The 21,538-nt window shown below is 54.9% G+C and carries 17 protein-coding genes; 7 read left to right on the forward strand and 10 right to left on the reverse strand.

All coding sequences use genetic code 11. The annotated features are described in order from the left end of the window. The first annotated feature begins 2 nt into the window (after positions 1 to 2). From BMX55_RS01710 to BMX55_RS01720, 3 genes are read left to right on the forward strand one after another with little or no spacing between them, the layout of a single operon-like run. Positions 3 to 350 carry a DMT family transporter gene (locus tag BMX55_RS01710; RefSeq protein ID WP_091451780.1) on the forward strand — a complete coding sequence of 116 codons (348 nt, stop codon included), beginning with the start codon at positions 3 to 5 and terminating at the stop codon, positions 348 to 350. A gap of 7 nt (positions 351 to 357) precedes the next feature. Next, positions 358 to 2,934, forward strand: a complete 2,577-nt coding sequence (locus BMX55_RS16050; protein ID WP_143059558.1) for a DUF7657 domain-containing protein — start codon at positions 358 to 360, stop codon at positions 2,932 to 2,934. A 48-nt stretch (positions 2,935 to 2,982) separates the two neighbouring features. Then, the gene (locus BMX55_RS01720; RefSeq protein ID WP_091451787.1) at positions 2,983 to 4,974 is read left to right on the forward strand and encodes an ABC-F family ATP-binding cassette domain-containing protein; all 1,992 of its coding nucleotides are present in this window, start codon (positions 2,983 to 2,985) and stop codon (positions 4,972 to 4,974) included. Positions 4,975 to 5,240: 266 nt separating this feature from the next. Here BMX55_RS01720 and phbB read toward each other — a convergent pair whose 3' ends face one another. The 4 genes from phbB to BMX55_RS01740 form a co-directional block, all read right to left on the reverse strand. Next, complete coding sequence (gene phbB / locus BMX55_RS01725) at positions 5,241 to 5,978, reverse strand: acetoacetyl-CoA reductase (RefSeq protein ID WP_091451790.1); 738 nt, start codon at positions 5,976 to 5,978, stop codon at positions 5,241 to 5,243. A 123-nt stretch (positions 5,979 to 6,101) separates the two neighbouring features. After that, positions 6,102 to 6,872: an EAL domain-containing protein gene (locus BMX55_RS01730; RefSeq protein ID WP_091451794.1), complete on the reverse strand. Its 771-nt coding sequence runs from the start codon at positions 6,870 to 6,872 to the stop codon at positions 6,102 to 6,104. A gap of 144 nt (positions 6,873 to 7,016) precedes the next feature. Continuing rightward, positions 7,017 to 8,198: an acetyl-CoA C-acetyltransferase gene (locus BMX55_RS01735; protein ID WP_091451798.1), complete on the reverse strand. Its 1,182-nt coding sequence runs from the start codon at positions 8,196 to 8,198 to the stop codon at positions 7,017 to 7,019. 39 nt (positions 8,199 to 8,237) lie between these two features. Further along, positions 8,238 to 9,944: a PHA/PHB synthase family protein gene (locus BMX55_RS01740; RefSeq protein WP_091451800.1), complete on the reverse strand. Its 1,707-nt coding sequence runs from the start codon at positions 9,942 to 9,944 to the stop codon at positions 8,238 to 8,240. A 111-nt stretch (positions 9,945 to 10,055) separates the two neighbouring features. Here BMX55_RS01740 and BMX55_RS01745 point away from each other — a divergent pair, with 111 nt between their 5' ends. After that, a complete protein-coding gene (locus BMX55_RS01745; RefSeq protein ID WP_091451803.1) occupies positions 10,056 to 10,382 on the forward strand; it encodes a hypothetical protein in 327 nt (108 codons plus the stop codon). Here the strand turns inward: BMX55_RS01745 and pgeF are convergent. Further along, positions 10,293 to 11,144, reverse strand: coding sequence for a peptidoglycan editing factor PgeF (pgeF, locus tag BMX55_RS01750; protein ID WP_091453091.1), 852 nt, complete (start codon positions 11,142 to 11,144; stop codon positions 10,293 to 10,295). The two genes, BMX55_RS01745 and pgeF, sit on opposite strands and share 90 nt — an antisense overlap. Before the next feature lie 82 nt (positions 11,145 to 11,226). On the opposite strand from pgeF, the gene BMX55_RS01755 reads away from it, so the two are divergent. Beyond that, positions 11,227 to 11,922 carry a fumarylacetoacetate hydrolase family protein gene (locus tag BMX55_RS01755; protein ID WP_091451806.1) on the forward strand — a complete coding sequence of 232 codons (696 nt, stop codon included), beginning with the start codon at positions 11,227 to 11,229 and terminating at the stop codon, positions 11,920 to 11,922. Positions 11,923 to 11,939: 17 nt separating this feature from the next. Then, positions 11,940 to 12,488, forward strand: coding sequence for an NUDIX hydrolase (locus tag BMX55_RS01760; RefSeq protein WP_091451810.1), 549 nt, complete (start codon positions 11,940 to 11,942; stop codon positions 12,486 to 12,488). Positions 12,489 to 12,498: 10 nt separating this feature from the next. On the opposite strand, the gene BMX55_RS01765 is transcribed toward BMX55_RS01760, so the two are convergent. Together BMX55_RS01765 and maiA are read right to left on the reverse strand one after the other, a co-directional pair. After that, a complete protein-coding gene (locus BMX55_RS01765; protein ID WP_091451814.1) occupies positions 12,499 to 14,628 on the reverse strand; it encodes a putative bifunctional diguanylate cyclase/phosphodiesterase in 2,130 nt (709 codons plus the stop codon). Between the two features lie 147 nt (positions 14,629 to 14,775). Next, a complete protein-coding gene (maiA, locus tag BMX55_RS01770; RefSeq protein ID WP_091451816.1) occupies positions 14,776 to 15,417 on the reverse strand; it encodes a maleylacetoacetate isomerase in 642 nt (213 codons plus the stop codon). A 159-nt stretch (positions 15,418 to 15,576) separates the two neighbouring features. Between maiA and katG the strand changes: the two genes are divergently transcribed. After that, entirely contained in the window at positions 15,577 to 17,751 is a 2,175-nt protein-coding gene (katG, locus tag BMX55_RS01775) for a catalase/peroxidase HPI (protein ID WP_091451819.1), read from the forward strand. An 18-nt stretch (positions 17,752 to 17,769) separates the two neighbouring features. Here the strand turns inward: katG and BMX55_RS01780 are convergent, their stop codons facing one another. The 3 genes from BMX55_RS01780 to BMX55_RS01790 are packed head-to-tail and all read right to left on the reverse strand — an operon-like array spanning position 17,770 to position 21,536. Beyond that, positions 17,770 to 19,431 carry an ABC transporter ATP-binding protein gene (locus BMX55_RS01780; RefSeq protein ID WP_091451824.1) on the reverse strand — a complete coding sequence of 554 codons (1,662 nt, stop codon included), beginning with the start codon at positions 19,429 to 19,431 and terminating at the stop codon, positions 17,770 to 17,772. A gap of 37 nt (positions 19,432 to 19,468) precedes the next feature. Next, entirely contained in the window at positions 19,469 to 20,539 is a 1,071-nt protein-coding gene (locus BMX55_RS01785; protein ID WP_091451827.1) for an ABC transporter permease, read from the reverse strand. After that, positions 20,505 to 21,536: a microcin C ABC transporter permease YejB gene (locus BMX55_RS01790; RefSeq protein WP_091451830.1), complete on the reverse strand. Its 1,032-nt coding sequence runs from the start codon at positions 21,534 to 21,536 to the stop codon at positions 20,505 to 20,507. Before BMX55_RS01790 ends, BMX55_RS01785 begins: the two co-directional genes overlap by 35 nt. Positions 21,537 to 21,538 lie beyond the last annotated feature (2 nt).

The following is a 21,538-nucleotide window of genomic DNA, read 5'->3' on the forward strand; positions in this document are numbered from 1 at the left end:
CCATGCATATTTACTTATTAACTATTTTATGTGTTATTGGCATTGCTGCTGGACAAATTTTATTCAAATTTAGCGCCAGTGCCATCAATGAATCTGGCAGTTTTTTTGACATTAAAACTCTGACCATATTTTTCTCAACGATGGTGCTTTATGGCATCACCTCTATCGGCTGGGTGCTTATTTTACGCCGCGCTGAACTTGGTAAAGTTTATCCTTTTATGGCTTTGGCATTTATTCTTGTGCCTTTAGCCAGCCGGTTCTTCTTTGGTGAGCGTTTTGCCCCAATGTATTTTGTTGGGACGGCGCTGATTGTTTCTGGAATTGTAGTTACTGTTGCGGCCTCTCGATAGTTCTCAGATGATGTTTTTTGCGAACTTGGCCTTTTATTACATACGATTTTTCTGCTTATTTTTTCTTGTTGTAAGTATTAATTTTTTTATCACAACAAATTCTTTTGCAGAAATTTCAAATGAATCTACTACTAAAATTTATGGTTATATTGAATCCAATCAATACAACCCAGAATCCAGTTCAATCCATATTGTCGGCTGGGCATTTAATGATAAAATACAACGCAATGCAATAGATTTTGAAATTCAAATTGATGGCCAGCCGGTAAAAAATAAGAATTTTTCCACAACGGTGCGCAACGATCTTGTTCAGCACTTTGGCACTCCTGCGGCGCAACAAGCAGGATTTACCCTAGATGCAGAAACTTCTGCACCGCTATATCCAGGCCGTCACCAACTTTCTATTACAGCAAAATTTGATAATTCAAGCTCCTTGCCATTAACTTTTTTATCTGGCCAACCTGCTACTTTTTCCATTCAAAGTCCAAGCACCCCCAGACGGCATTGGGTTCTTGCAGGCATTCTTACTATCACGATAGGATTTTTGCTTTTTAATTTTCGCTCGAATATCTGGGAGAGAATAGGGATATTTGTTTCTCAAAATCAACGCGGATTAGCATTTTCGTTACTCGGCATCTTTGTTGCGTTGGTAAGTTTAGGCATCACTGGGTCTTCGGTACAACTTTTACTAGGTAAGAAGGGAGATGCTAGCACTCCATTTTTGAATACAGAGAGTGCAGTACAGCGCTTGCTTTTAAAACCACGACCGATACGTTCAGACGAATGGCGGGTAATGGCTCCAAATGCCTTGGCACAAGTCAATCATCACCCTCCATTTCCAATTATTAACCAAAATATAGGATTGGAAGGCCAAAACATGCTGATTATTGGCATGACTGGTGTTCCGGTCTGGCACCCCTCAAGCATCAGTCGTCCTGCAACATGGGGCTTTTTCTTTCTACCGTTAAGCCAAGCACTCAGTTGGCACTGGTTCTTTCCTATTTTTTCTTGCCTGTTAGCTCTTTGGGGATTACTCAATCTTTTCATACCAGAGCGATCTGGACGTAATCTTGCTGCTTCTGCATTATTTTGCCTAGCACCTTATGCTGCTGGCTGGTCACATTGGCCGCTTTATACGGTTTTCTTTCCTACTGCTGCCGTTTTATTAACCATCCAAATATCTCAACTGCATAGCAAATGGAGTATCTACTGGCGATCTATCGTTTTGGGTGTTTTGTTAGCGGGTTTTGCTCTTATATTGTATCCACCCTGGCAAATAACAGTCGCCAGCTTATATGCGACTCTATTTCTTTCTTATATTATAGAGCAGCGACTTAAATTAAAATTCAACAAACATACTTTTGCAGCATTTGCCATAGCATCTCTGCTGTGTACTTTCATTATTTTTCTTTGGTGGGTAGACGCACGTGATGCTATACAAGCCATGCGCAACACTGTTTACCCAGGTCAACGGGCTGCTTTGCATGGTGGGGATCAGTCATGGCTTTTATTGTTTCGAGGCAACAGTAACCTCGATACACTAAGCCACTTAAAAATTAGTAAATTTAATGAGAGTGAATTTAGTTCTTATATGGTTCTAATAATTCCCTTGTTAGCATTTTCTATTTTTAGCATTTATAAAAAATCAGCCCGATGGACGTTATGGTCAGGGTGGCTAATTTTTGTTACATTTCTCCTTGTATTTTATATGTTAGGAGTTCCTGTTTGGTTTGCAAAAGCTATTTTTTGGGATGTAGTTCCATCTTTAAGACTAGATCTTGCTTTGGGGTTAAGTTGCACCTTTGCCTTGGCTTTTGTCGAATATCAATGGACTGCACCAAAATCGACTTCTATTATCTTAGCTGGAATCAGCATGCTACTTGCATTGGCAGGATTAATTTTTATTCCGATTGAATTTTATTCCTCAGCCTCTTCCTTGTTTGTTGGCAGTGTAGTAATCTGTATATTTTTGATGTCATACTGGTTGCTTCGTGGCCATATAGCACAGGCCATCGCTCTAAATATAGCCATTTATATACTAGCTACAGTTAGTTTCCATCCCACATCTATTGCACCAAAACATGTTTTCATTGATAAAGAAGTTGAAAAATTTATCCAAAAATCAGAAAATAGTAGTGTGCGCAACCGTGTTTTGGTAATCAGCGACACTACTGCAGAGCCAATGTCTCTGTTCGCGGCAGGCGTCCCTGTCATCAACGGTACTTTTTATTATCCTCAGTTTACGTTTTGGCATAATCTCAAAATAGCAGCCTCTGAAATCAACACCATCAATAGATACCAGCATTTGACCTTTAAACTTGACGGCACACAAGATAATCCATTTGGTTATCTTGTGCACTCACCAGCACTAGATGCTGTGCAAATAACTTTAGATGCCACGCGCTTTGATTTTTCTACCACTGGTGCCGAAGTGCTCACTGCACCTGAAAAACACCTGAACGCATTGAAATCCAACGCGCAATTACACCATCTCGGCAACCATCAAGGCTGGTCTTGGTATGCCGTAAAATCTTCCGCTATCACCAAACCAAGCGACCTAAAAGGTCTCAACGTTGTCCGGTGATGCAGCGCTACCAGCTTTCTTTTCTGTGACGGTTCTCTTCCGGTTTCCATGATCCTCCTCAAAAACGTCATCCTGCGTCGCAGTGCCAAAGTCCTGCTCAATAGCGTCAATGCCACCATCAATCCCGGCGAGCATGTCGGTTTGGTGGGGCGCAACGGCGCTGGTAAATCCAGCCTGTTTGCCCTGCTCAATGGCTCACTGCACGAAGACGGCGGCGACTTTAATATTCCAGCGCAGTGGCGCATGGCCCAAGTGGCTCAAAACATGCCCGAAACCGACGAGTCGGCCACCGATTTTGTCGTTGCTGGAGACACCCGTTTGGCCGATGCCCAAACCCAACTGACCCAAGCTGAAGAATCTGGCGATGGCATGGCCATTGCCCATGCCTATACCGACCTGCACGATGCAGGCGTGCATGATGCTGTGCCCCGCGCCCAAGCGTTGATTTTGGGCTTAGGCTTTAAGGTGTCAGAGTTAAATAACCCTGTCAATAGCTTCTCTGGCGGCTGGCGGATGCGTCTGCAACTGGCCCGCGCCCTGATGTGCCCGTCTGACCTGTTGCTGCTCGATGAGCCCACCAACCACTTGGACTTGGATGCACTGGTCTGGCTCGAAGCGTGGCTCAAGCGCTACGAAGGCACGATGATCGTCATCAGCCACGACCGCGAGTTTCTCGATGCCGTAACGAATGTCACGATGCACATCGACAATGCCCAGCTCACACGTTACGGCGGCAATTACAGCAAGTTTGAAGAACTGCGCTCGCAACAGCTCGAATTGCAACAAGCCAGCTTTTCTAAGCAGCAAGACAAAATCGCCCACCTGCAAAAGTTTATTGACCGCTTCAAGGCCAAGGCCAGCAAGGCCAAGCAAGCGCAAAGCCGGGTTAAGGCGCTGGAGCGTATGGAAAAAATCGCCCCCGTGCTGGCCGATGCCGACTTTACCTTCGAGTTCAAAGAGCCGCAAAACCTGCCCAACCCAATGCTAGCGGTTACCGATGCCTCGTTTGGCTATCGCGCCGAAGATGGCAGCGAAACTGCCATCTTGCACAAGGTCAGCCGCAGCGTGCTGGCAGGCCAGCGCATTGGTATTTTGGGTGCCAACGGGCAAGGTAAATCCACCTTGGTCAAAACCATTGCCCGCACCATGACACCGCTGGCTGGTACCGTCACCGAAGGCAAGGGCTTATCGATTGGCTATTTTGCCCAGCAAGAGCTGGATGTGCTGCGCCCGCACGAAAACCCGCTAGAGCACATGATCCGCTTAGCCAAAGAGCTAGGGCCGCAAAGCCGCGAACCGAGCCGGGAGCAGGATTTGCGCAATTTCTTGGGCACGTTCAACTTCAATGGCGACATGGTTAAGCAAAGCGTGGGCAGCATGAGCGGTGGCGAAAAAGCCCGTCTCGTACTGGCCATGATTGTCTGGCAACGCCCCAATCTGCTGCTGCTCGATGAGCCCACCAACCACTTGGATTTAGCCACCCGCGAGGCGCTATCGATGGCGCTCAACGAGTTTGAAGGCACCGTGATGCTGGTCAGCCACGACCGTGCCTTGCTACGCGCCGTGTGCGATGAGTTCTGGATGGTAGGCCGGGGCGCTGTTGGGCCATTTGATGGTGATCTGGACGATTACCAGCGCTACCTGCTCGATGAAGCCAAGCGCCAGCGCGAACTGGCCAAACAGGAAGCAAAGCAAGAGGCCAGACAAGAGGTGGCCCCTGCCGCCAAAGCAGCGATCACCAGCGCCGAAGCCGACACCGCCAAAACCCCTGACCCGCGTGAGCAGCGCAAGCAAGAAGCCCAACTGCGCCAACAATTGGCGCAGAAGCTGCGCCCGTTCAAACGCGAACTAGAACAGGTTGAGCAGCGCATGGCTACGCTAGGCACGGAGCGCAGCAACCTAGAACACCGCATGACCCAGCCTCTGGCCCCGGCAGACATTGCCGAGGTAGGCCGCAAGCTCAAAGCCTGCAACGATGAAATCGGTAGCCTAGAAGAGCGTTGGCTCGAACTATCAGCACAGATCGAAGCACACAGCTAAAGCAAAAAAAGGCCCGGTTTTCCGGGCCAATTTTTTTGTTACTGGCTGTCAACGCGGCCACATTGCCGTGCGTTGAAGGAGCATCACAGACACTTTTGCAGAGCAAACCACCATGAACTCCTTCACTATCCTTGCAGCTTGGCCTGAAGACGAACGCGACCGCAAGCGCGCTCCCAGCCGTCTCTAAAGTACGTGTTTGGGGTTGCCCATGAAAAAACCCCGCCAGAATGAAGCGGGGTTTTTTGTGATTCAGTCCTAAAGACCGATCAGCTCATGTGCAGGCCACCGTTGACCGAGAACTCGGCACCAGTAGCGTAGCCGCCTTCTTCCGAAGCCAGCCAAGCAATGATCGAAGCGATCTCGCTGGGTTTGCCCAAGCGTTTGACGGGCACAGTAGCCACAATCTTTTCCAACACGTCAGGACGGATGGCATTGACCATATCGGTACCGATGTAGCCAGGGCTGACGGTATTAACGGTCACGCCCTTGGTGGCCATTTCTTGAGCCAAGGCCATCGAGAAGCCATGCATACCGGCCTTAGCAGCCGAATAGTTGGTTTGGCCCGATTGACCCTTTTCGCCGTTAACCGACGAAATGTTGATGATACGGCCCCAGCCCTTTTCTACCATGTCACCCACCACTTGCTTGGTGACGTTGAACATGCTGTTCAGGTTGGTTTCAATCACTTGATCCCAGCCTTCACGGGTCATTTTCAGGAACATGCGGTCGCGGGTGATACCAGCGTTGTTGACCAGCACATCAATGCTGCCATGCTCGGCCTTGGCTTTGGCAAAAGCCTCCACGGTGGAATCCCAGTCACCCACATTGCCTACCGAGGCGTAGAAAGTGAAACCGAGTTCTTTTTGCTCGGCCAGCCACTTGGCATGGTCACGGGTAGGGCCGCAACCGGCAATGACGGTAAAACCATCTTTGTGCAGACGCTGGCAAATGGCGGTACCGATGCCACCCATACCACCAGTGACGTATGCTACTTTTTGACTCATATTTTCATGCTCCTTGTGAATAATTATGTAAACAGGGTCTCGCCCCCACTGTACCGAAGATTTGCGACAACGCAGTGAAGGTAAACACGGTATTGGGACATTTTTTGCACCTCAGGCCACGCCCTACGCCAGCGGCAGGCTTTCCCAACCGGGCCGGGCAAACCAAAAGCCTTGTTGGTAGCGTATGCCTACCGAAGACAGGTAGGCCGATTCTTGCGCCGTTTCTACGCCCTCAGCCACCATATCAATGCTCAGGCGTGAACACACCAAGGCAATGCCGCAGACAATGGCTTGGCGCACCGGGTCTTGGTCAACGTTGCGGATTAGCTCCATATCGAGCTTGAGCACATGGGGCTGAAAACGCACCAGCATATTCAGGCCCGCATAGCCCGCACCAAAATCGTCGATAGCTGTGATCAAGCCACAGCGGCGGTATTCATTAAAAATGGATTGCAGGTGCTCGCCATTGCTCAGAGGCTCACCCTCCGTCACCTCAAACATGATCCGGTCGTGCGGGAAATTGAACTCAGCAGCCGCCTGCATGGTGGCGCGAATGCAGGTTTCGGCCCGATAGACGGCGTTGGGCAGAAAATTGATGCTCAAGCGGCAATCGGGGAGCTTGGCTAAACCCAAGCTAGAGGCCAACTCAATAGCCTTGACACGGCAGGCTTGGTCAAAGCGGTAGCGGTTCTCGTCATCCACCCAAGATAAGACCGTGGCAGCGCCCTCGCCACTGGTGCCGCGTACCAGTGCTTCATAGGCAAAAGGCCGACCCAACTCCAAATCCATGATGGGCTGAAAAGCCATCGTGAAATCAAAAGGCAACAGGGTTTTGTCGCGGCAAGCCACACAGCCCACCGGTACAAACGGTTGAGCAAAAACGGTCTGATTCATACTAGGATAAGTGTACGCTCGAGCTGGCACCATTGCAAAAAACAAAACGTAAAAATTGCACCAAAATGAAAAGCCGTGAACAAGTCACGGCTTTTCGTTGTGCGGTAAATGAGCCAGCCAATGCTGGCCCCTATCTACGGCAAATTAGCAGCGTTCGAGTGCCAGCGCTACGCCCATACCGCCACCGATACACAGCGAGGCAATACCCTTCTTGGCATTGCTACGCTGCATTTCGTGCAGCAGCGAGACCAAGATACGGTTACCGGACGCACCAATGGGGTGACCAATCGCAATCGCACCACCGTTGACGTTCACCTTGGCAGGGTCAATACCCAGTTCTTGGTTGACGGCAGCAGCTTGGGCGGCAAAGGCTTCGTTTAGTTCGAACAGGTCGATATCGGCAGCGCTCCAGCCAGCACGCTCAAGCGCCTTGCGGGTCGCGTACACCGGGCCCATGCCCATGATGGCGGGGTCAAGGCCGCTGGTGCCATAGGCGGCAATGCGGGCCAGAGGCGTCAGGCCCAAGGCAGCAGCCTTCTTGGCGCTCATCACCACGACGGCAGAAGCGCCATCGTTGATACCAGAAGCATTGCCAGCAGTAACGGTACCAGCCTTGTCGAATGCGGGGCGCAGGCCAGCCAGCACTTCAGCGCTGGTCTTGCGGTTCAGGTATTCATCAACGTTAAAGACAACGGGATCGCCCTTGCGCTGGGGAATGTTCACGCCAACGATTTCAGCTGCAAACTTGCCAGCGTCTTGTGCCGCAGCGGCCTTTTGCTGGCTGCCCAACGCCAGCGCATCTTGCATCTCACGGGTGATGCCGTACTGCTTAGCGACGTTTTCGGCGGTGATACCCATGTGGTACTGGTTGTACACGTCCCACAGGCCATCGACGATCATCGTGTCCTGCATTTTCCAGTCGCCCATGCGCTGACCATCGCGCGAGCCGTTGAGCACGTGCGGGCTGGCACTCATGTTTTCTTGACCGCCAGCGACGATGATGTCGCTGTCGCCGTGGGCAATGGCTTGGGCAGCCAAAATAACCGACTTCAGGCCAGAACCGCACACAGCGTTGATGGTCAGCGCTGGGGTTTCTTTGGCTACGCCGGCCTTGAGCATGGCTTGGCGGGCGGGGTTTTGACCAACACCAGCGGCCAGCACCTGACCCATGATGACTTCACCGACTTGATCGGGGGCCACGTTGGCACGGGCCAAGGCTTCTTTGATGACGATGCTGCCCAGCTCAGTGGCAGCAATCTTGGCCAGCGAACCACCAAACTTGCCCACAGCAGTACGGGCAGCCGAAACGATAACGATGTCTTCCATAGTCTTCTCCTTGTTGTCAATGGGAAATGCTGCCTGAGATCAGGCCTTTTGCTTTACATAGCGGCCTGGAGCCTGTTCAATCACCTTGAACTTGGCTCCATTGCCGTAGCCTTTGGGTGCAGCAACTTGCGCGCCCGCGTGCCCTTGCAGCCAGGTGCTCCAATCGGTCCACCAGCTGCCAGCATGTTCTTGTGCGCCGTCCATCCAAGCATCGAGCGTACCCGGCAATTGGCCGTCATCGCGTGTCCAGTGGCTGCGCTTTTTCTTGGCCGGTGGATTAATCACCCCGGCGATATGGCCTGATGCCCCCATGACGAAGCGTTTGGGGCCGGGCAAAATTTGCGTGCTGGCATAGGCCGAACCAATGGGTACGATATGGTCTTCACGCGAGCCATAGATATACACCGGCGTATCCACGTTGCCCAAATCGACCTTTTGTCCACACACGGTCAGCTTGCCGGGCTTCATCAGGTTGTTTTCAAGGTAGGTGTTGCGCAGGTACCAAGCAAAGAAGGGGCCGGGCAGATTGGTGCTATCACTGTTCCAGTAGAGCAGGTCAAAGGCGGGGGGCGTTTCACCCTTGAGGTAGTTGCCCACCACGTAGTTCCAAACCAAATCATTGGGGCGCAAGAAGCTGAAGGTGGAGGCCAACTCTTGGCCCTTGAGCAAACCGCCCTTGCCCAGTTGCATCTCGCGGAACTTGACGAAACTCTCATCAATGAACACGTCCAAGATGCCGGTGTCAGTGAAATCCAAAAAGGTGGTGAGCAAGGTCAGGCTGGCTACCGGATCACGGCCCCGTGCTGCCAGCACAGCCAAAGCGGTGCTCAGGATCGTGCCACCAACGCAAAAGCCCAGCGTGTTGATTTGCTCGGCACCAGTGATTTGTTGCACTGTGCTGATGGCCTCAATAGCACCGTCTTCAACGTAGTCGTCCCAGGTTTTTTGGGCCAGCTCGGCATCGGGGTTGCGCCAGCTCACCAAGAAGGTGTGGTGGCCCTGTGCTAGTGCGTAATACACCAGCGAGTTGGCCGGTTGCAAATCTAAAATGTAAAACTTGTTGATACAGGGCGGCACCAGCAACAAGGGGCGCTCGTACACCTTGTCAGTGAGGGGCTTGTATTCGATGAGCTGGAATAGCTCGTTCTCAAACACCACGGCACCTTCGGTGGTGGCGACGTTGCGGCCCACCTCAAACTGGCTCTCGTCGGTCATGGAAACATGGCCTTGGCGCAAGTCTTTGAGCAGATTTTGGATACCCTTGGTCAGGCTCTCGCCTTTGGTCTCGACCGCTTTTTTCTGCGCTTCGGCATTGAAGGCCAAGTAGTTGCTGGGCGACATGGCCGCCACCCACTGCTCTACGGCAAAGCGCACGCGGTTGTGGGTTTTTTCGTCAGCTTCAACGGCTTCGGCCAGCTCCATCAGGGTGCGGGCATTGAGCAGGTACATGGCTGCCGAGAAGGCCGAGACGGGGTTGGCTTTCCAGTCTGCACTGCTAAAACGGCGGTCTTGGGCGGCCACTTCTGCCGGAGCTTGCAGCCCTTGGTTCCAGAGGGCGCGGGCTTCTTCAAGATACTGCTGTTGTACCTGCTGGAGCTTTTCTGGGGCGATTTTGAGGGGCGCTACTGGCCCCGGCGTACCAGCGGCACCGATTTGCTGCAATGAGCGCAGCACCTGCGCGAGGTTATCACCGAAAATCTGCTGAAATTGCTGGGTATTTTGGCCCCAAGATGCTTCAGAACTCATTTTTTCTCCTGAAATTGCGGATCACTCGCACGCGGCCACTGTTGCCCCGATTGTTGCTGACCACATGGTTATGGTAACGCCCCTTTTTACTTTTTTAGCCTTGGAGCACGGATGTATCTCGTAGTTATCGCATGGCTTTATGTCACCGTCATGATGGCGCTGGCCGAAGCCACCAGCAGCACTGGCTCCATACTGGGAGCCATCATCACCTTTGCACTCTATGGTTTGCTTCCTTTGTCGATTGTGGTTTATATCCTAGGCACACCGGGGCGGCGCAGGGCCATCCATGCCCAAGAAATGGCTGAACGTGCGCAAGAAGCGGCCACACGGGCTGCGGCAACAGCCACATCAACCAGCCTCATCACGCCAGATGCAAGCGGCCATACGCCCACTGCTGCCGAGGGCAATGGCATCGCGCCGGTGCGAAAAGAACCGTGATGCATTAGCCACCGTACACCAAGGAGAGCTGCTGTCGTTGCCATAGATCTGCGTGATGCCCAAGGCGTGCAAGCGCTGGCGGGCCAGCGCCGCCAAATCGGCCCAATACTTGCCGACACCAGTACTGTGGGGCTGAAAATGCACGGCTGCCGCCGGTAGGCGGCTACAGAAGGCAGCGCGCACCTCTGGCCCTACTTCAAAGGCCGCAGGCCCAATGCACGGCCCTAGCCAAGCCAAAGTCGATGATGCCAGCGCTGCTTTGGCCGCTGGCGTCACCTCGCCCAGCACCTGAGCACAAAAGGCATCAAACACCGATTCGAGTACGCCATCCACCAGCCCACGCCAGCCCGCATGGGCGGCGGCCACGGCGCGGCCTTGCCTGTCCGTGAGCAGCACCGGCAGGCAATCGGCCACCATGATGGTGCAAACTTGGCCGGGCGTGGTAGCCACACAAGCATCAGCACAGGTGCCATCGGACGAGCCGCCATCCAGATGAGCAGTTTGAATGCCATGCACTTGGCGCAGAAAAACGAGTTGGGCCTCTGGGGTATCGGCTTGCAATGCCGCTTGCAAACGCTGCCGGTTGGCCTGCACTGCCTCAGGTGCATCGCCGACATGGTCACCCAAATTGAAGCTGTCGTAAGGGGTGACACTGACACCCCCGGCACGGGTAGTACACAGGGCATGGATATGCGCCGGGGCAGGCCAATCGGGGCGTATCCAGTCAGGATGCCATGCAGCATTAACAGAAGAAAATGACATGCTCACCAGTGTAGCGGGCAAGCGTGGCACACTGTAGTAACCAAACACCTCCCCACTGTTCAAATTTTCCATTGCTGCCACCATGAGCTATGTTTTCCCCCCTGCCCCTGTCACCAGCGTGCCCGTGCAAGGCAGCAGTGATCGCTTTCCGGTACACCGCATTTACTGCGTCGGACGCAATTACGAAGAACATGCCAAAGAGATGGGCTTTACGGGCAGAGAACCACCGTTCTTCTTTCTCAAGCCCGCAGACTCTTTGGTGGTAGTAGATGCTGGCACGACAGGCCAACTGCCCTATCCCAGCCTGACGAGTAATCTACACCACGAGATTGAACTCGTGGTGGCTATTGGCAAAGGCGGCAGCCACATTGCAGCTAGCGATGCCGCCGCGCATATCTTTGGCTATGCCGTTGGCCTAGACATGACGCGCCGCGACCTGCAAAACGACATGAAAAAGCAAGGCCGCCCTTGGTGCATTGGCAAGGCGTTTGAACACAGCGCCCCCATTGGCCCCATCACCCCAGCCGATCAGGCCGGTGCCGTGGCCGAGGCGGCTATCTGGTTGCAAGTCAATGGCGTAGAGCGCCAGCGCAGCCAGATTGCTCGCTTGATCTGGAATGTGGCTGAAACCATTGCGCACCTGTCTGCCGCGTGGGAACTGCAACCGGGCGACCTGATCTACACCGGCACCCCCGAAGGGGTGGGTGCGGTGGTGCGTGGCGATGTGCTCGAAGGCGGCATTGACGGACTAGGCACACTGAGCCTGCAAGTGGTTTGATTTTTCACCTTGACACCATGAGCTTTCACCCCCCGATCAAGCACTGCCGCCAATGCGGTGCCCCCGTGCTCTACCGCCTGCCCGACGATGGCGACACCCGCCAGCGGGCTATTTGCACCGCCTGCCACACCGTGCATTACGAAAATCCACTCAATGTGGTGGGCACCGTGCCAGTGCTGGGCGACAAGGTGCTACTATGCCAACGCAATATCGAGCCACGCAAAGGCAAATGGACGCTGCCCGCTGGCTTTATGGAGTTGGATGAAACCACCGCCCAAGGGGCAGCCCGCGAAACCGTAGAAGAGGCGGGCGCGCAGTTTGAGCTGGGTGCGCTGTTTAGCTTGCTCAATGTGCGCCGGGTAGGCCAAGTACATTTGTTTTACCACGCCACCCTGCTCAACGACCAATTTGACCCCGGCAGCGAAACCATAGAAGCGCGCCTCTTTACCGAGGATGATATTCCTTGGGATGAGCTGTCGTTTCGCACCGTGCGCGAAACCTTACTGCGCTATTTTGCCGACCGGCGCGCTGGCCGGTTTGGCATTCACTGCGTCGATATCGAATAGCCACACCCGCTCAGGCTACAGGGGACGCAGCAGGCAGTATGGTGCCGCCCGTCTGCTCTAGCAAGCGGCCAAAATCGTCTTCACTCACCGGGCGCGAGAGCAGGTAGCCCTGAAACTCATCGCAGCCTTGGTAACGCAGAAAATCAAACTGGGCTTGGTTTTCTACGCCCTCAGCCACCACGGTTTTGCGCAAACTTTTGCCCAAAGAGATGGCAGCACGGGCAATCATGGCTACCTCTTCTTCGTGCTCAATGCCGGTGACGAGAGAGCGGTCAATCTTGATTGTATCGAGCGGAAAGCGGCGCAAATAGCTCAAAGACGAGTAGCCGGTACCAAAGTCATCCATCGCCAAAGTCACGCCCAACGCCTTGAAATCACTGAGCACGGCCACGGCGCGCTCGCTGTCGCCCATAAACACCGACTCGGTGATTTCTAACTCGACTTGGCTGGCAGGCAAATCGGCCTCACGCAACAGCCCGGCGACTTGGGCCACGATATCGTCACTCAAAAACAATTGCGGTGACAGATTAACCGCCATGCACAGCGGTTTGGCACGCTGCTGGTTCCAACGCCGGGCTGCCGCAAAGGCTTGGCGCAAGATAATGCGGGTCAGGGGCAAAATCAGGCCGGTTTCTTCGGCCACCGGAATAAAACGGTCGGGTGCCACAGCGCCCAATTCGGGATGCGTCCAACGCGCCAGTGCCTCTACGCCCACAATGCGCCGCCGGTGATCCACCTTGGGTTGGTAGTGAACGGTAAAGCTCTGGCTCTCTAAGGCGGCACGCATGGCGGCCTCGAGGTGCAGGCGCTCATCGGCTACGCGGTTGAGCTCACGGGTAAAGAACTGAAAATTGTTGCGTCCCCGATTTTTGGCGGCATACATAGCCACATCGGCATGTTTGAGCAAAATTTGGGCATCGTCGCCATCGCTGGGGTACATGGCCACGCCCAAACTGGCCCCAACATGAAATTCACGCCCAGACAGCATGATGGGCCGGGCAATCTCTTTTAAGACCCGCTCTAGCAACGAGATCACGCTGTAAGTACGATAGTGGTCATTGATGACCAACACAAACTCATCGCCACCCAAGCGGGCCACGGTGTCGGGGCTGCGCAGACACCCCGATAAGCGGGCGGCCACCTCTTTGAGCAGCTCATCACCCGCTGCGTGGCCTAAGCTGTCATTGATGAATTTAAAGTTGTCCAGATCAATAAAAACCAGCGCCAAGTAATACCCCAAACGGGTAGCGCGGGCAATGCCCTGCTCGATGCGATCACCCAGCAGCACCCGGTTGGGCAGGCCGGTGAGCAAATCGTGGTTGGCTTGGCGCTCTAGTTGCTCTTGGTAGTGGCGGCGCTCAGAAATATCCTGCACCGTGCCTTCGTAGCAAATAAACTCGCCTTGGGGGCCAAGCACGACATGGGCGTTTTCAGAAATCCAGATGGAAGTGCCATCGCACCGATAGACTTCAGACTCAAAATTGAGCACCTGCCCTTGGGCCTGCATCAGCCGATGAAAGACTTCGCGGCGGCCCGGCTTGACGTACAAGCGCCGGTCGATGTCTGAGAGATCAGCCATGAGCGCATCGGCAGAGTCGTAGCCATAAATTTGCGCCAGTGCGGGGTTAGCTGCCAAGTAGTAGCCATCGCGGGTAGTCTGAAACACGCCCTCGCTGGCATGTTCAAAAATATGGCGATAACGCAACTCGGCGTGTTGAAGGGCATCGAGCGTGGCTTGGCGCTCCGTGATGTCTTCAATAAAGCCCTCCACCACCAGTGCTCCCTGCTCATCCAACACACCGACGCCACGCTCTAGCACATGCTTGATTTGCCCAGACAGGGTGGTGATACGGTACTGGGCAGAGAAACGCTGGCCACTGCCTATGGCCTGTTCGATGATGTCGCGCACCCGATCGCGATCTTCAGGGTGAGTGATCTGCTCCCAAGAAGCGGTGTGGTTGCCCAACAGTTGGGTGGGGGCATAGCCACTCAGAGCCTCACAGCCTCGGCTGACAAACACCATCGTCCAATGTGCATCATTTAGGCAGCGGTAGGCCATCCCCTCTAGGTTGTTGACCAGCGTATCCAAGACACGCGAGCGGTTGACGGTTTCAGTGGACAGCAGGCTGGCGCGGCGCATACAAAATGGAAAAATGGAAGCTCTCAAGAGGAAGGGATTCTCACCGAGAATGCTTGCATTAAACACGCAATTTTTATGCCTTGCTGGGACAAGCCACCGGCCAGCCCTCGATTGCACGGCCCACGCTACCACACATAGGTGGCAGGTTTAGCCAGCGTCGGGCTGCTGGGCCGGAGCGGCACGCTGGAAGGCATCCAGTTCGGCGCAAGCCTTGTCTACGGCAGCCACCAGCGGCCAGCGTGACAGATCCACCTTGAAGCGGCGGGCGCTCTCGATCTGCGGCACCAAATACACATCAGCAATGCTGGGCGCATCGCCAAAGCTGAAACGGCCCCGGTGCGGGTCTTGTGCCAACAGAGCCTCATAGGCGTCAAAACCGCTGCTGATCCAAGTGCCACACCAAGCATTGATGGCATCTTCATTGGCACCGAATTGGTGGCGCAGGTATTCCAAAATACGTCGGTTATTGACCGGGTGAATATCGCAACCAACGATAGCGGCGAGCGCCCGCACTTGCGCGCGCCCATAGGCATCGGCGGGCAGCAAGGCGGGCGTGGGGTGGGTTTCTTCCAGCCATTCAATGATGGCGGGCGACTGGATCAGCACTTGGCCGGACTCGGTAGCCAGCGCTGGCACCAGCATCTGCGGGTTGACGGCCTTGAACTCGTCTTTCAGATGCTGCTCGGTTCGCAAATCGACCGGGATATATTGTGTCTGCAGCCCCTTGAGGTTAAGCGCAATGCGCAGGCGGTGCGAGGTGCCACTACGGAAAAAGTTATAGAGTTTCATAGGTTTTCCCTGATTTCCTCGTTCAGATTAGACCAGACTGACAAGCCGCACCGATACTGCTATGCTGTTTTACACATTAGGCAGCCGGTAGCCATATGACCACAATCAGCTAAGGCCGCCTGGTGCAACCAAGACCCAGAATCCTAAAAGGAGACAGCGATGCAAGAAGCACAAAGCCCACGCAAGGCAGGCACCTGCCCGGTGATGCACGGCGGCAATACCGCAGCAGAGCAATCGAACATGGCATGGTGGCCCAAGGCGCTTAATCTGGACATCCTGCACCAACACGACAGCAAAACCCAGCCTCTTCCAGGTTTGGACTACCGCGAGGAAGTAAAAAAGCTGGATGTGGCAGCGCTCAAAAAAGACCTCACGGCGCTGATGACCGACAGCCAAGACTGGTGGCCTGCCGACTGGGGCCACTATGGCGGCCTGATGATCCGCATGGCGTGGCACGCAGCAGGCACCTACCGTATTGCCGATGGCCGGGGTGGTGCTGGCACCGGCAACCAACGCTTTGCCCCGCTCAATTCTTGGCCCGACAATGGCAACCTCGATAAGGCCCGCCGCCTGCTCTGGCCCCTGAAGAAAAAATACGGCAACCAAATCAGTTGGGCCGACTTGATTATCTTGGCTGGCAATGTGGCTTATGAATCAATGGGCTTTAAAACCTTTGGCTTCTCCTTTGGCCGCGAAGACATCTGGCACCCCGAAAAAGATATCTACTGGGGTGCAGAAAAAGAATGGCTGGCCCCTACCGGCAGCCAAGGCAGCCGCTACTCTGGCGAGCGCGACCTCGAAAACCCACTGGCTGCCGTGATGATGGGTCTGATTTACGTCAACCCCGAAGGCGTGGACGGCAAACCCGACCCGCTCAAAACCGCCCATGACATGCGTGTCACCTTTGCGCGCATGGCCATGAACGACGAAGAAACCGTGGCCCTCACTGCGGGCGGCCACACTGTAGGCAAGGCACACGGCAATGGCAGTGCCGCCAATTTGGGGCCAGCCCCCGAAGCTGCCGACGTTGAAGAACAGGGCCTAGGCTGGATCAATCACCAAAGCCGTGGCGTGGGCCGCGACACCGTCACCAGCGGCGTTGAAGGGGCTTGGACAACCCACCCCACGCAATGGGACAACGGCTATTTCAAACTGTTGCTGGGCTACGACTGGGAACTGACCCAAAGCCCCGCCGGGGCCAAGCAGTACAAACCAGTCAACATCCAGCCCGAAGATATGCCCGTCGATGTGGAAGACCCGGCTATCCGCTGTATGCCGGTGATGACCGATGCCGACATGGCGCTCAAGGTCGATCCAGAGTACCGCAAAATTTCGGAGCGTTTCGCCGCCGACCAAGCCTACTTTTCCGATGTGTTTGCCCGTGCGTGGTTCAAGCTCACGCACCGCGATCTGGGGCCTAAGAGCCGCTACCTTGGCCCCGAAGTACCGCAAGAAGATTTGCTCTGGCAAGACCCAGTACCGGCAGGCCACGCCGACTACGATGTTGCTGCCGTCAAAGCGCAAATTGCCACCGCTGGCCTGAGCATCAGTGACATGGTGGCTACCGCTTGGGACAGCGCCCGCACCTTCCGGGGTTCAGACAAGCGCGGCGGGGCCAATGGCGCCCGCATCCGCTTGGCCCCGCAAAAAGACTGGGAAGGCAACGAACCAGCCCGCTTGGCCAGAGTGCTGGCGCTGTACGAGACCATTGCTGCTAACACCGGTGCCAGTGTGGCCGATGTGATCGTGCTGGCGGGCAATCTGGGCATTGAGCAGGCTGCCAAAGCCGCCGGTGTGGAGGTGACGGTGCCTTTTGCACCGGGCCGGGGCGATGCCAGCCCAGAACAAACTGATGCTGAATCGTTTGCGGTGCTAGAGCCTGTGGCCGATGGTTTCCGCAACTGGCTGAAAAAAGACTACGTGGTCACGCCCGAAGAGTTGCTGCTTGACCGCGCCCAGTTAATGCGCCTCACCGCCCCCGAAATGACGGTGCTGCTGGGTGGCCTGCGCGTGTTGGGCACCAATTACGGCGGCAGCCAGCATGGCGTATTTACCGACCGGGTTGGCACCCTGAGCAATGACTTCTTTGTTCACCTGACCGATATGGCCTATAGCTGGAAGCCTACCGGGCGTAACAGCTATGCCATCGTGGAGCGCAAAACCGGGGCCACCCGCTGGACGGCCAGCCGTGTCGATCTGGTATTTGGCTCCAACGCCATATTGCGCGCCTATGCCGAGGTCTATGCCCAAAACGACAACCAAGCCAAGTTTGTGCAAGACTTTGTCGCCGCGTGGGTCAAGGTGATGAACGCCGACCGCTTCGACTTGGCCTAACAGCCTGCATCGCACCCCTCAAGCCAACGCGGCAGCCATGAGTTGGCGCGTGTAGGCTTGTTGGGGCTGCGCCAACACTTGGGCCAGAGGGCCTTGTTCTACCACTGCGCCGTCCTTCATGACCACAATATGATGGGCCATGGCGCGGATCACATCCATATCGTGGGTGATAAGCAGGTAACTCAAGCCCTTGTGGCGCTGCAAGCCTTGCAGCAAACTCAGCACCTGCTGCTGGATGGTGACATCCAGCGCGCTGGTCGGTTCATCCAACACCAACAGGCGCGGCTGCACAATCAGCGCACGGGCAATGGCAAGCCGCTGGCGCTGGCCGCCCGAGAACTCGTGCGGATAGCGGGCCAACAGGCCCGGAAACTGCGCCTCACTCAAGCCCACTTCTTCCAGCGCCTGCTGCACGCGGCTGCGCCGCTCGGCGGTGCTTAACGTGGGGGCATGGACGCGCAAACCTTCGCCCACAATTTCTTCTACCGTCAGGCGTGGTGACAAAGACGAAAATGGGTCTTGGAACACTACCTGCACCTGTTGGCGCAAGCGCTGGTTGGCGGGGGTGTTGCGACTGGCGGGTGCTTGCCAGCCTTGCCCAGCCAGCTCCAAAGTACCAGCATGGGGCAACAGGCCCAAAATGGCCTGCGCCAAGGTGGATTTGCCAGAGCCGGACTCGCCCACCACGCCCAAAGTCTGGCCGGGCTGCAACTGCAGGCTAGCGCCTTGCACAGCAATAAACTCCCCTTTTTGAAACCAGCCACGCAGCCCCGGCAAAGGCACCGGGTAGGCGACGCGCAAATGCTCGGTTTGCAGCACTGGCGGCAGGGTGGCAGCGGGATCGGCTTCCACCACATCGCGCTGGGGCTGGCTAGCCATCAGGCGACGGGTATAAGCGTGTTCAGGGGTGGCAAACACCGAAGCCACCTCGCCTTGCTCCACCAGTACACCATGTTCCATCACCGCCACCCGGTCGGCAAAACGACGCACCAAATTCAGGTCATGGGTAATAAGCAGCACAGCCATGCCGGTTTCGCGCTGCAAGTCCGACAGCAAATCAAGCATCTGGCCGCGCAGCGTCACATCCAAAGCCGTGGTCGGCTCATCGGCCAACAGCAACAAAGGCTTGCTGGCTAAGGCCATCGCAATCATGGCGCGCTGGCGCTGGCCGCCGCTCAATTGGTGGGCAAAGGCACGGGCGCGGCGCGCAGGTTCTGGAATGCCGGTGCGGGCCAGCATCTCTACGGCAGCATTAAACGACTGTGCGCTGGTCAGTGCTTGCTTGAGTTCTAACACTTCGGCAATTTGCTGGCCGATGGGAATGAGCGGATTCAGTGCCGTCATGGGCTCCTGAAACACCATCGCGATCTGGCCGCCACGCACGGCGCGAATATCAGGGGCAGGCAACGTCAATAAATCACGCCCCTGAAACAGGGCTTGCCCGCTCATTTTGGCATCTCCGGCCAACTGCAACAGACTCAGGGCGGTGATGGTTTTACCAGAACCCGACTCGCCCACCAATGCCAACTTTTCACCAGCAGCGATACCAAAGCTGACCTGATCGACCACCGTTTTATCGTTGAACCGCACCGACAGATTGCGCACCTCCAGCAGGGGCGGTACTGTAGTGGCTGCGTTGTTCTGGTGATGGATGTTGCTTTGGGCGTGATTTTTTGTCATATCCTCATATCATGTAAGTCACATTCAAGGCGATAACTCAATCGGCCTTGCGGGGGTCTAGTGCATCGCGCAGGGCATCGCCCATGAAAGTGAGCAGCAGCAAAGTGACCACCAGCACCGCAAAGGTAGACAGCGAAATCCACCACGCATCAATGTTATTTTTGCCCTGACTCAATAGCTCCCCCAGCGAAGGCGTACCTGGCGGCACGCCCAACCCCAGAAAATCCAGCGATGTCAACGCCAAAATAGCTGCACTCATACGAAATGGCAAAAAAGTAACCACGGGTGTCAAACTATTGGGCAAAATATGCCGCCAAATAATTTGGCCGTTGCTTACCCCTAATGCCCGTGCCGCTTTGACATAATCGAGCTGGCGGTTGCGCAAAAACTCAGCACGTACATAATCTGACAAGCCCATCCAGCCAAATAAACTCAGCAGCACCAATAACAACCCGATGCTAGGCGAGAGTACCGCACTAAAAATAATCAGCAAATACAATTCGGGCATAGAACCCCAAATTTCTATCAGGCGCTGGGCGATCAAATCGGTCTTACCACCAAAAAATCCCTGAATCGCCCCCGCCACCACGCCCAGCACGACACCAGTAAAAGTCAATGCCAGCGCAAACAACACACTGACGCGAAAACCATAAAGCAACTGCGCCAGCAAGTCACGCCCTCGATCATCAGTGCCTAGCCAATTTTGCCGCGAAGGAGCAGAAGGATTAGGAGCCTCAGCAAAATAATTAAGGGTATTGGGGCCGTAGGGATTGAGGGTGTAAAGCGCCCAATTGTCTCCTTGGGTGATGCGCTCACGGATGAACGGATCTAAATAATCCGTGGGCGTGGCAAAATCACCACCAAAGGTAGTTTCGGGGTAATCTTTCAGCATCGGAAAGTAGGTCTGCCCTTGGTAGCGTACCAGCAGCGGCCTATCGTTGCTCACCAGCTCGGCACACAAACTCATGAGCACCAAGGCGCAAAAAATAACCAAGCTCCAATAGCCTAAGCGCTGGCGCTTAAAACGCCGCCAAGCCCGCCGCGATGGCGACAAAGAGACTGAACTCACAGCACTAATCGAACTTGACACGCGGATCCACCCAAACATAACAAAGATCGCTGATGAGCTTAGTCACCAACCCGATCAGCGTGAACAGGTACAAAGTACCCAGCACGACCGGATAATCGCGTCGAATTACGCTCTCAAAGCTCAACAGCCCCAAGCCATCCAACGAAAACAGCGTTTCAATCAACAAAGAGCCAGTAAAAAAAGCGCCAATAAAGGCAGCAGGAAAACCGGTCACAATCGGAATCAGCGCATTGCGAAAGACGTGTTTATACAACACCTGCCGCTCAGATAATCCCTTGGCGCGTGCCGTAAGCACATACTGTTTGCGGATTTCCTCTAAAAAGGCATTTTTAGTCAGCATGGCGGTCACAGCAAAACTACCTAAGACCATCGCTACGATTGGCAAGGTGATGTGCCAGAGATAATCAACAATGCGTGCGCCCCACGACAATTCTTCCCAATGGGCAGAGGTAAGGCCGCGCAGCGGAAACCATTGCAACTGGCCGCCAAACACCACCAGCAGTGCCACCCCCAACACAAAACCAGGAATAGCATAGCCGACCAGAATCAACAGGCTAGTCACAAAATCGAAGCGCGAACCAGCCCGCACCGCCTTAGCGATGCCCAAAGGTACCGCCACCAAATAGCTGACAAAGAAAGTCCACAGCCCCAAGCTGATCGAGACCGGCAGTTTTTCTACAATCAGTTGCCAAACTTCTTTGTTTTGAAAAAAGCTGCGCCCTAAATCAAAGCGGGCAAACTGGCCCAGCATTTGCACAAAGCGCTCATGCGCAGGTTTGTCAAAACCATACAAGGCTTTGATTTGCTCTAGGCGCTTGGGATCGACGCCCTGCGCCCCCCGGTAGGATAGGCCACCGCCTTCAGCCCCGCCGCCAGTGGCACCAGCTTTGGCTTCGGCCAGATACTGCTCTACCGGGCCACCGGGCACAAATTGCAGCACGATAAAGGTCAGCAGCAGCACGCCCAGCAACGTGGGCAGCATTAACAAAATGCGCTTGAGAATATAGGCAAACACCG

Source organism: Giesbergeria anulus (assembly GCF_900111115.1).
Taxonomy (GTDB): domain Bacteria; phylum Pseudomonadota; class Gammaproteobacteria; order Burkholderiales; family Burkholderiaceae_C; genus Simplicispira; species Simplicispira anulus.

Bases quoted from the DNA above. Each gene is read 5' to 3' on its own strand.
- BMX55_RS01780 (WP_091451824.1), bottom strand. From the start codon at position 19,431: ATGACAAAAAATCACGCCCAAAGCAACATCCATCACCAGAACAACGCA.
- BMX55_RS01785 (WP_091451827.1), bottom strand. From the start codon at position 20,539: ATGTTTGGGTGGATCCGCGTGTCAAGTTCGATTAGTGCTGTGAGTTCA.
- BMX55_RS16050 (WP_143059558.1), top strand. From the start codon at position 358: ATGATGTTTTTTGCGAACTTGGCCTTTTATTACATACGATTTTTCTGC.
- BMX55_RS01740 (WP_091451800.1), bottom strand. From the start codon at position 9,944: ATGAGTTCTGAAGCATCTTGGGGCCAAAATACCCAGCAATTTCAGCAG.
- phbB (WP_091451790.1), bottom strand. From the start codon at position 5,978: ATGAGTCAAAAAGTAGCATACGTCACTGGTGGTATGGGTGGCATCGGT.
- BMX55_RS01720 (WP_091451787.1), top strand. From the start codon at position 2,983: ATGATCCTCCTCAAAAACGTCATCCTGCGTCGCAGTGCCAAAGTCCTG.
- BMX55_RS01735 (WP_091451798.1), bottom strand. From the start codon at position 8,198: ATGGAAGACATCGTTATCGTTTCGGCTGCCCGTACTGCTGTGGGCAAG.
- maiA (WP_091451816.1), bottom strand. From the start codon at position 15,417: ATGAAACTCTATAACTTTTTCCGTAGTGGCACCTCGCACCGCCTGCGC.
- BMX55_RS01760 (WP_091451810.1), top strand. From the start codon at position 11,940: ATGAGCTTTCACCCCCCGATCAAGCACTGCCGCCAATGCGGTGCCCCC.
- katG (WP_091451819.1), top strand. From the start codon at position 15,577: ATGCAAGAAGCACAAAGCCCACGCAAGGCAGGCACCTGCCCGGTGATG.
- BMX55_RS01755 (WP_091451806.1), top strand. From the start codon at position 11,227: ATGAGCTATGTTTTCCCCCCTGCCCCTGTCACCAGCGTGCCCGTGCAA.
- pgeF (WP_091453091.1), bottom strand. From the start codon at position 11,144: ATGTCATTTTCTTCTGTTAATGCTGCATGGCATCCTGACTGGATACGC.
- BMX55_RS01710 (WP_091451780.1), top strand. From the start codon at position 3: ATGCATATTTACTTATTAACTATTTTATGTGTTATTGGCATTGCTGCT.
- BMX55_RS01765 (WP_091451814.1), bottom strand. From the start codon at position 14,628: ATGCGCCGCGCCAGCCTGCTGTCCACTGAAACCGTCAACCGCTCGCGT.
- BMX55_RS01745 (WP_091451803.1), top strand. From the start codon at position 10,056: ATGTATCTCGTAGTTATCGCATGGCTTTATGTCACCGTCATGATGGCG.
- BMX55_RS01730 (WP_091451794.1), bottom strand. From the start codon at position 6,872: ATGAATCAGACCGTTTTTGCTCAACCGTTTGTACCGGTGGGCTGTGTG.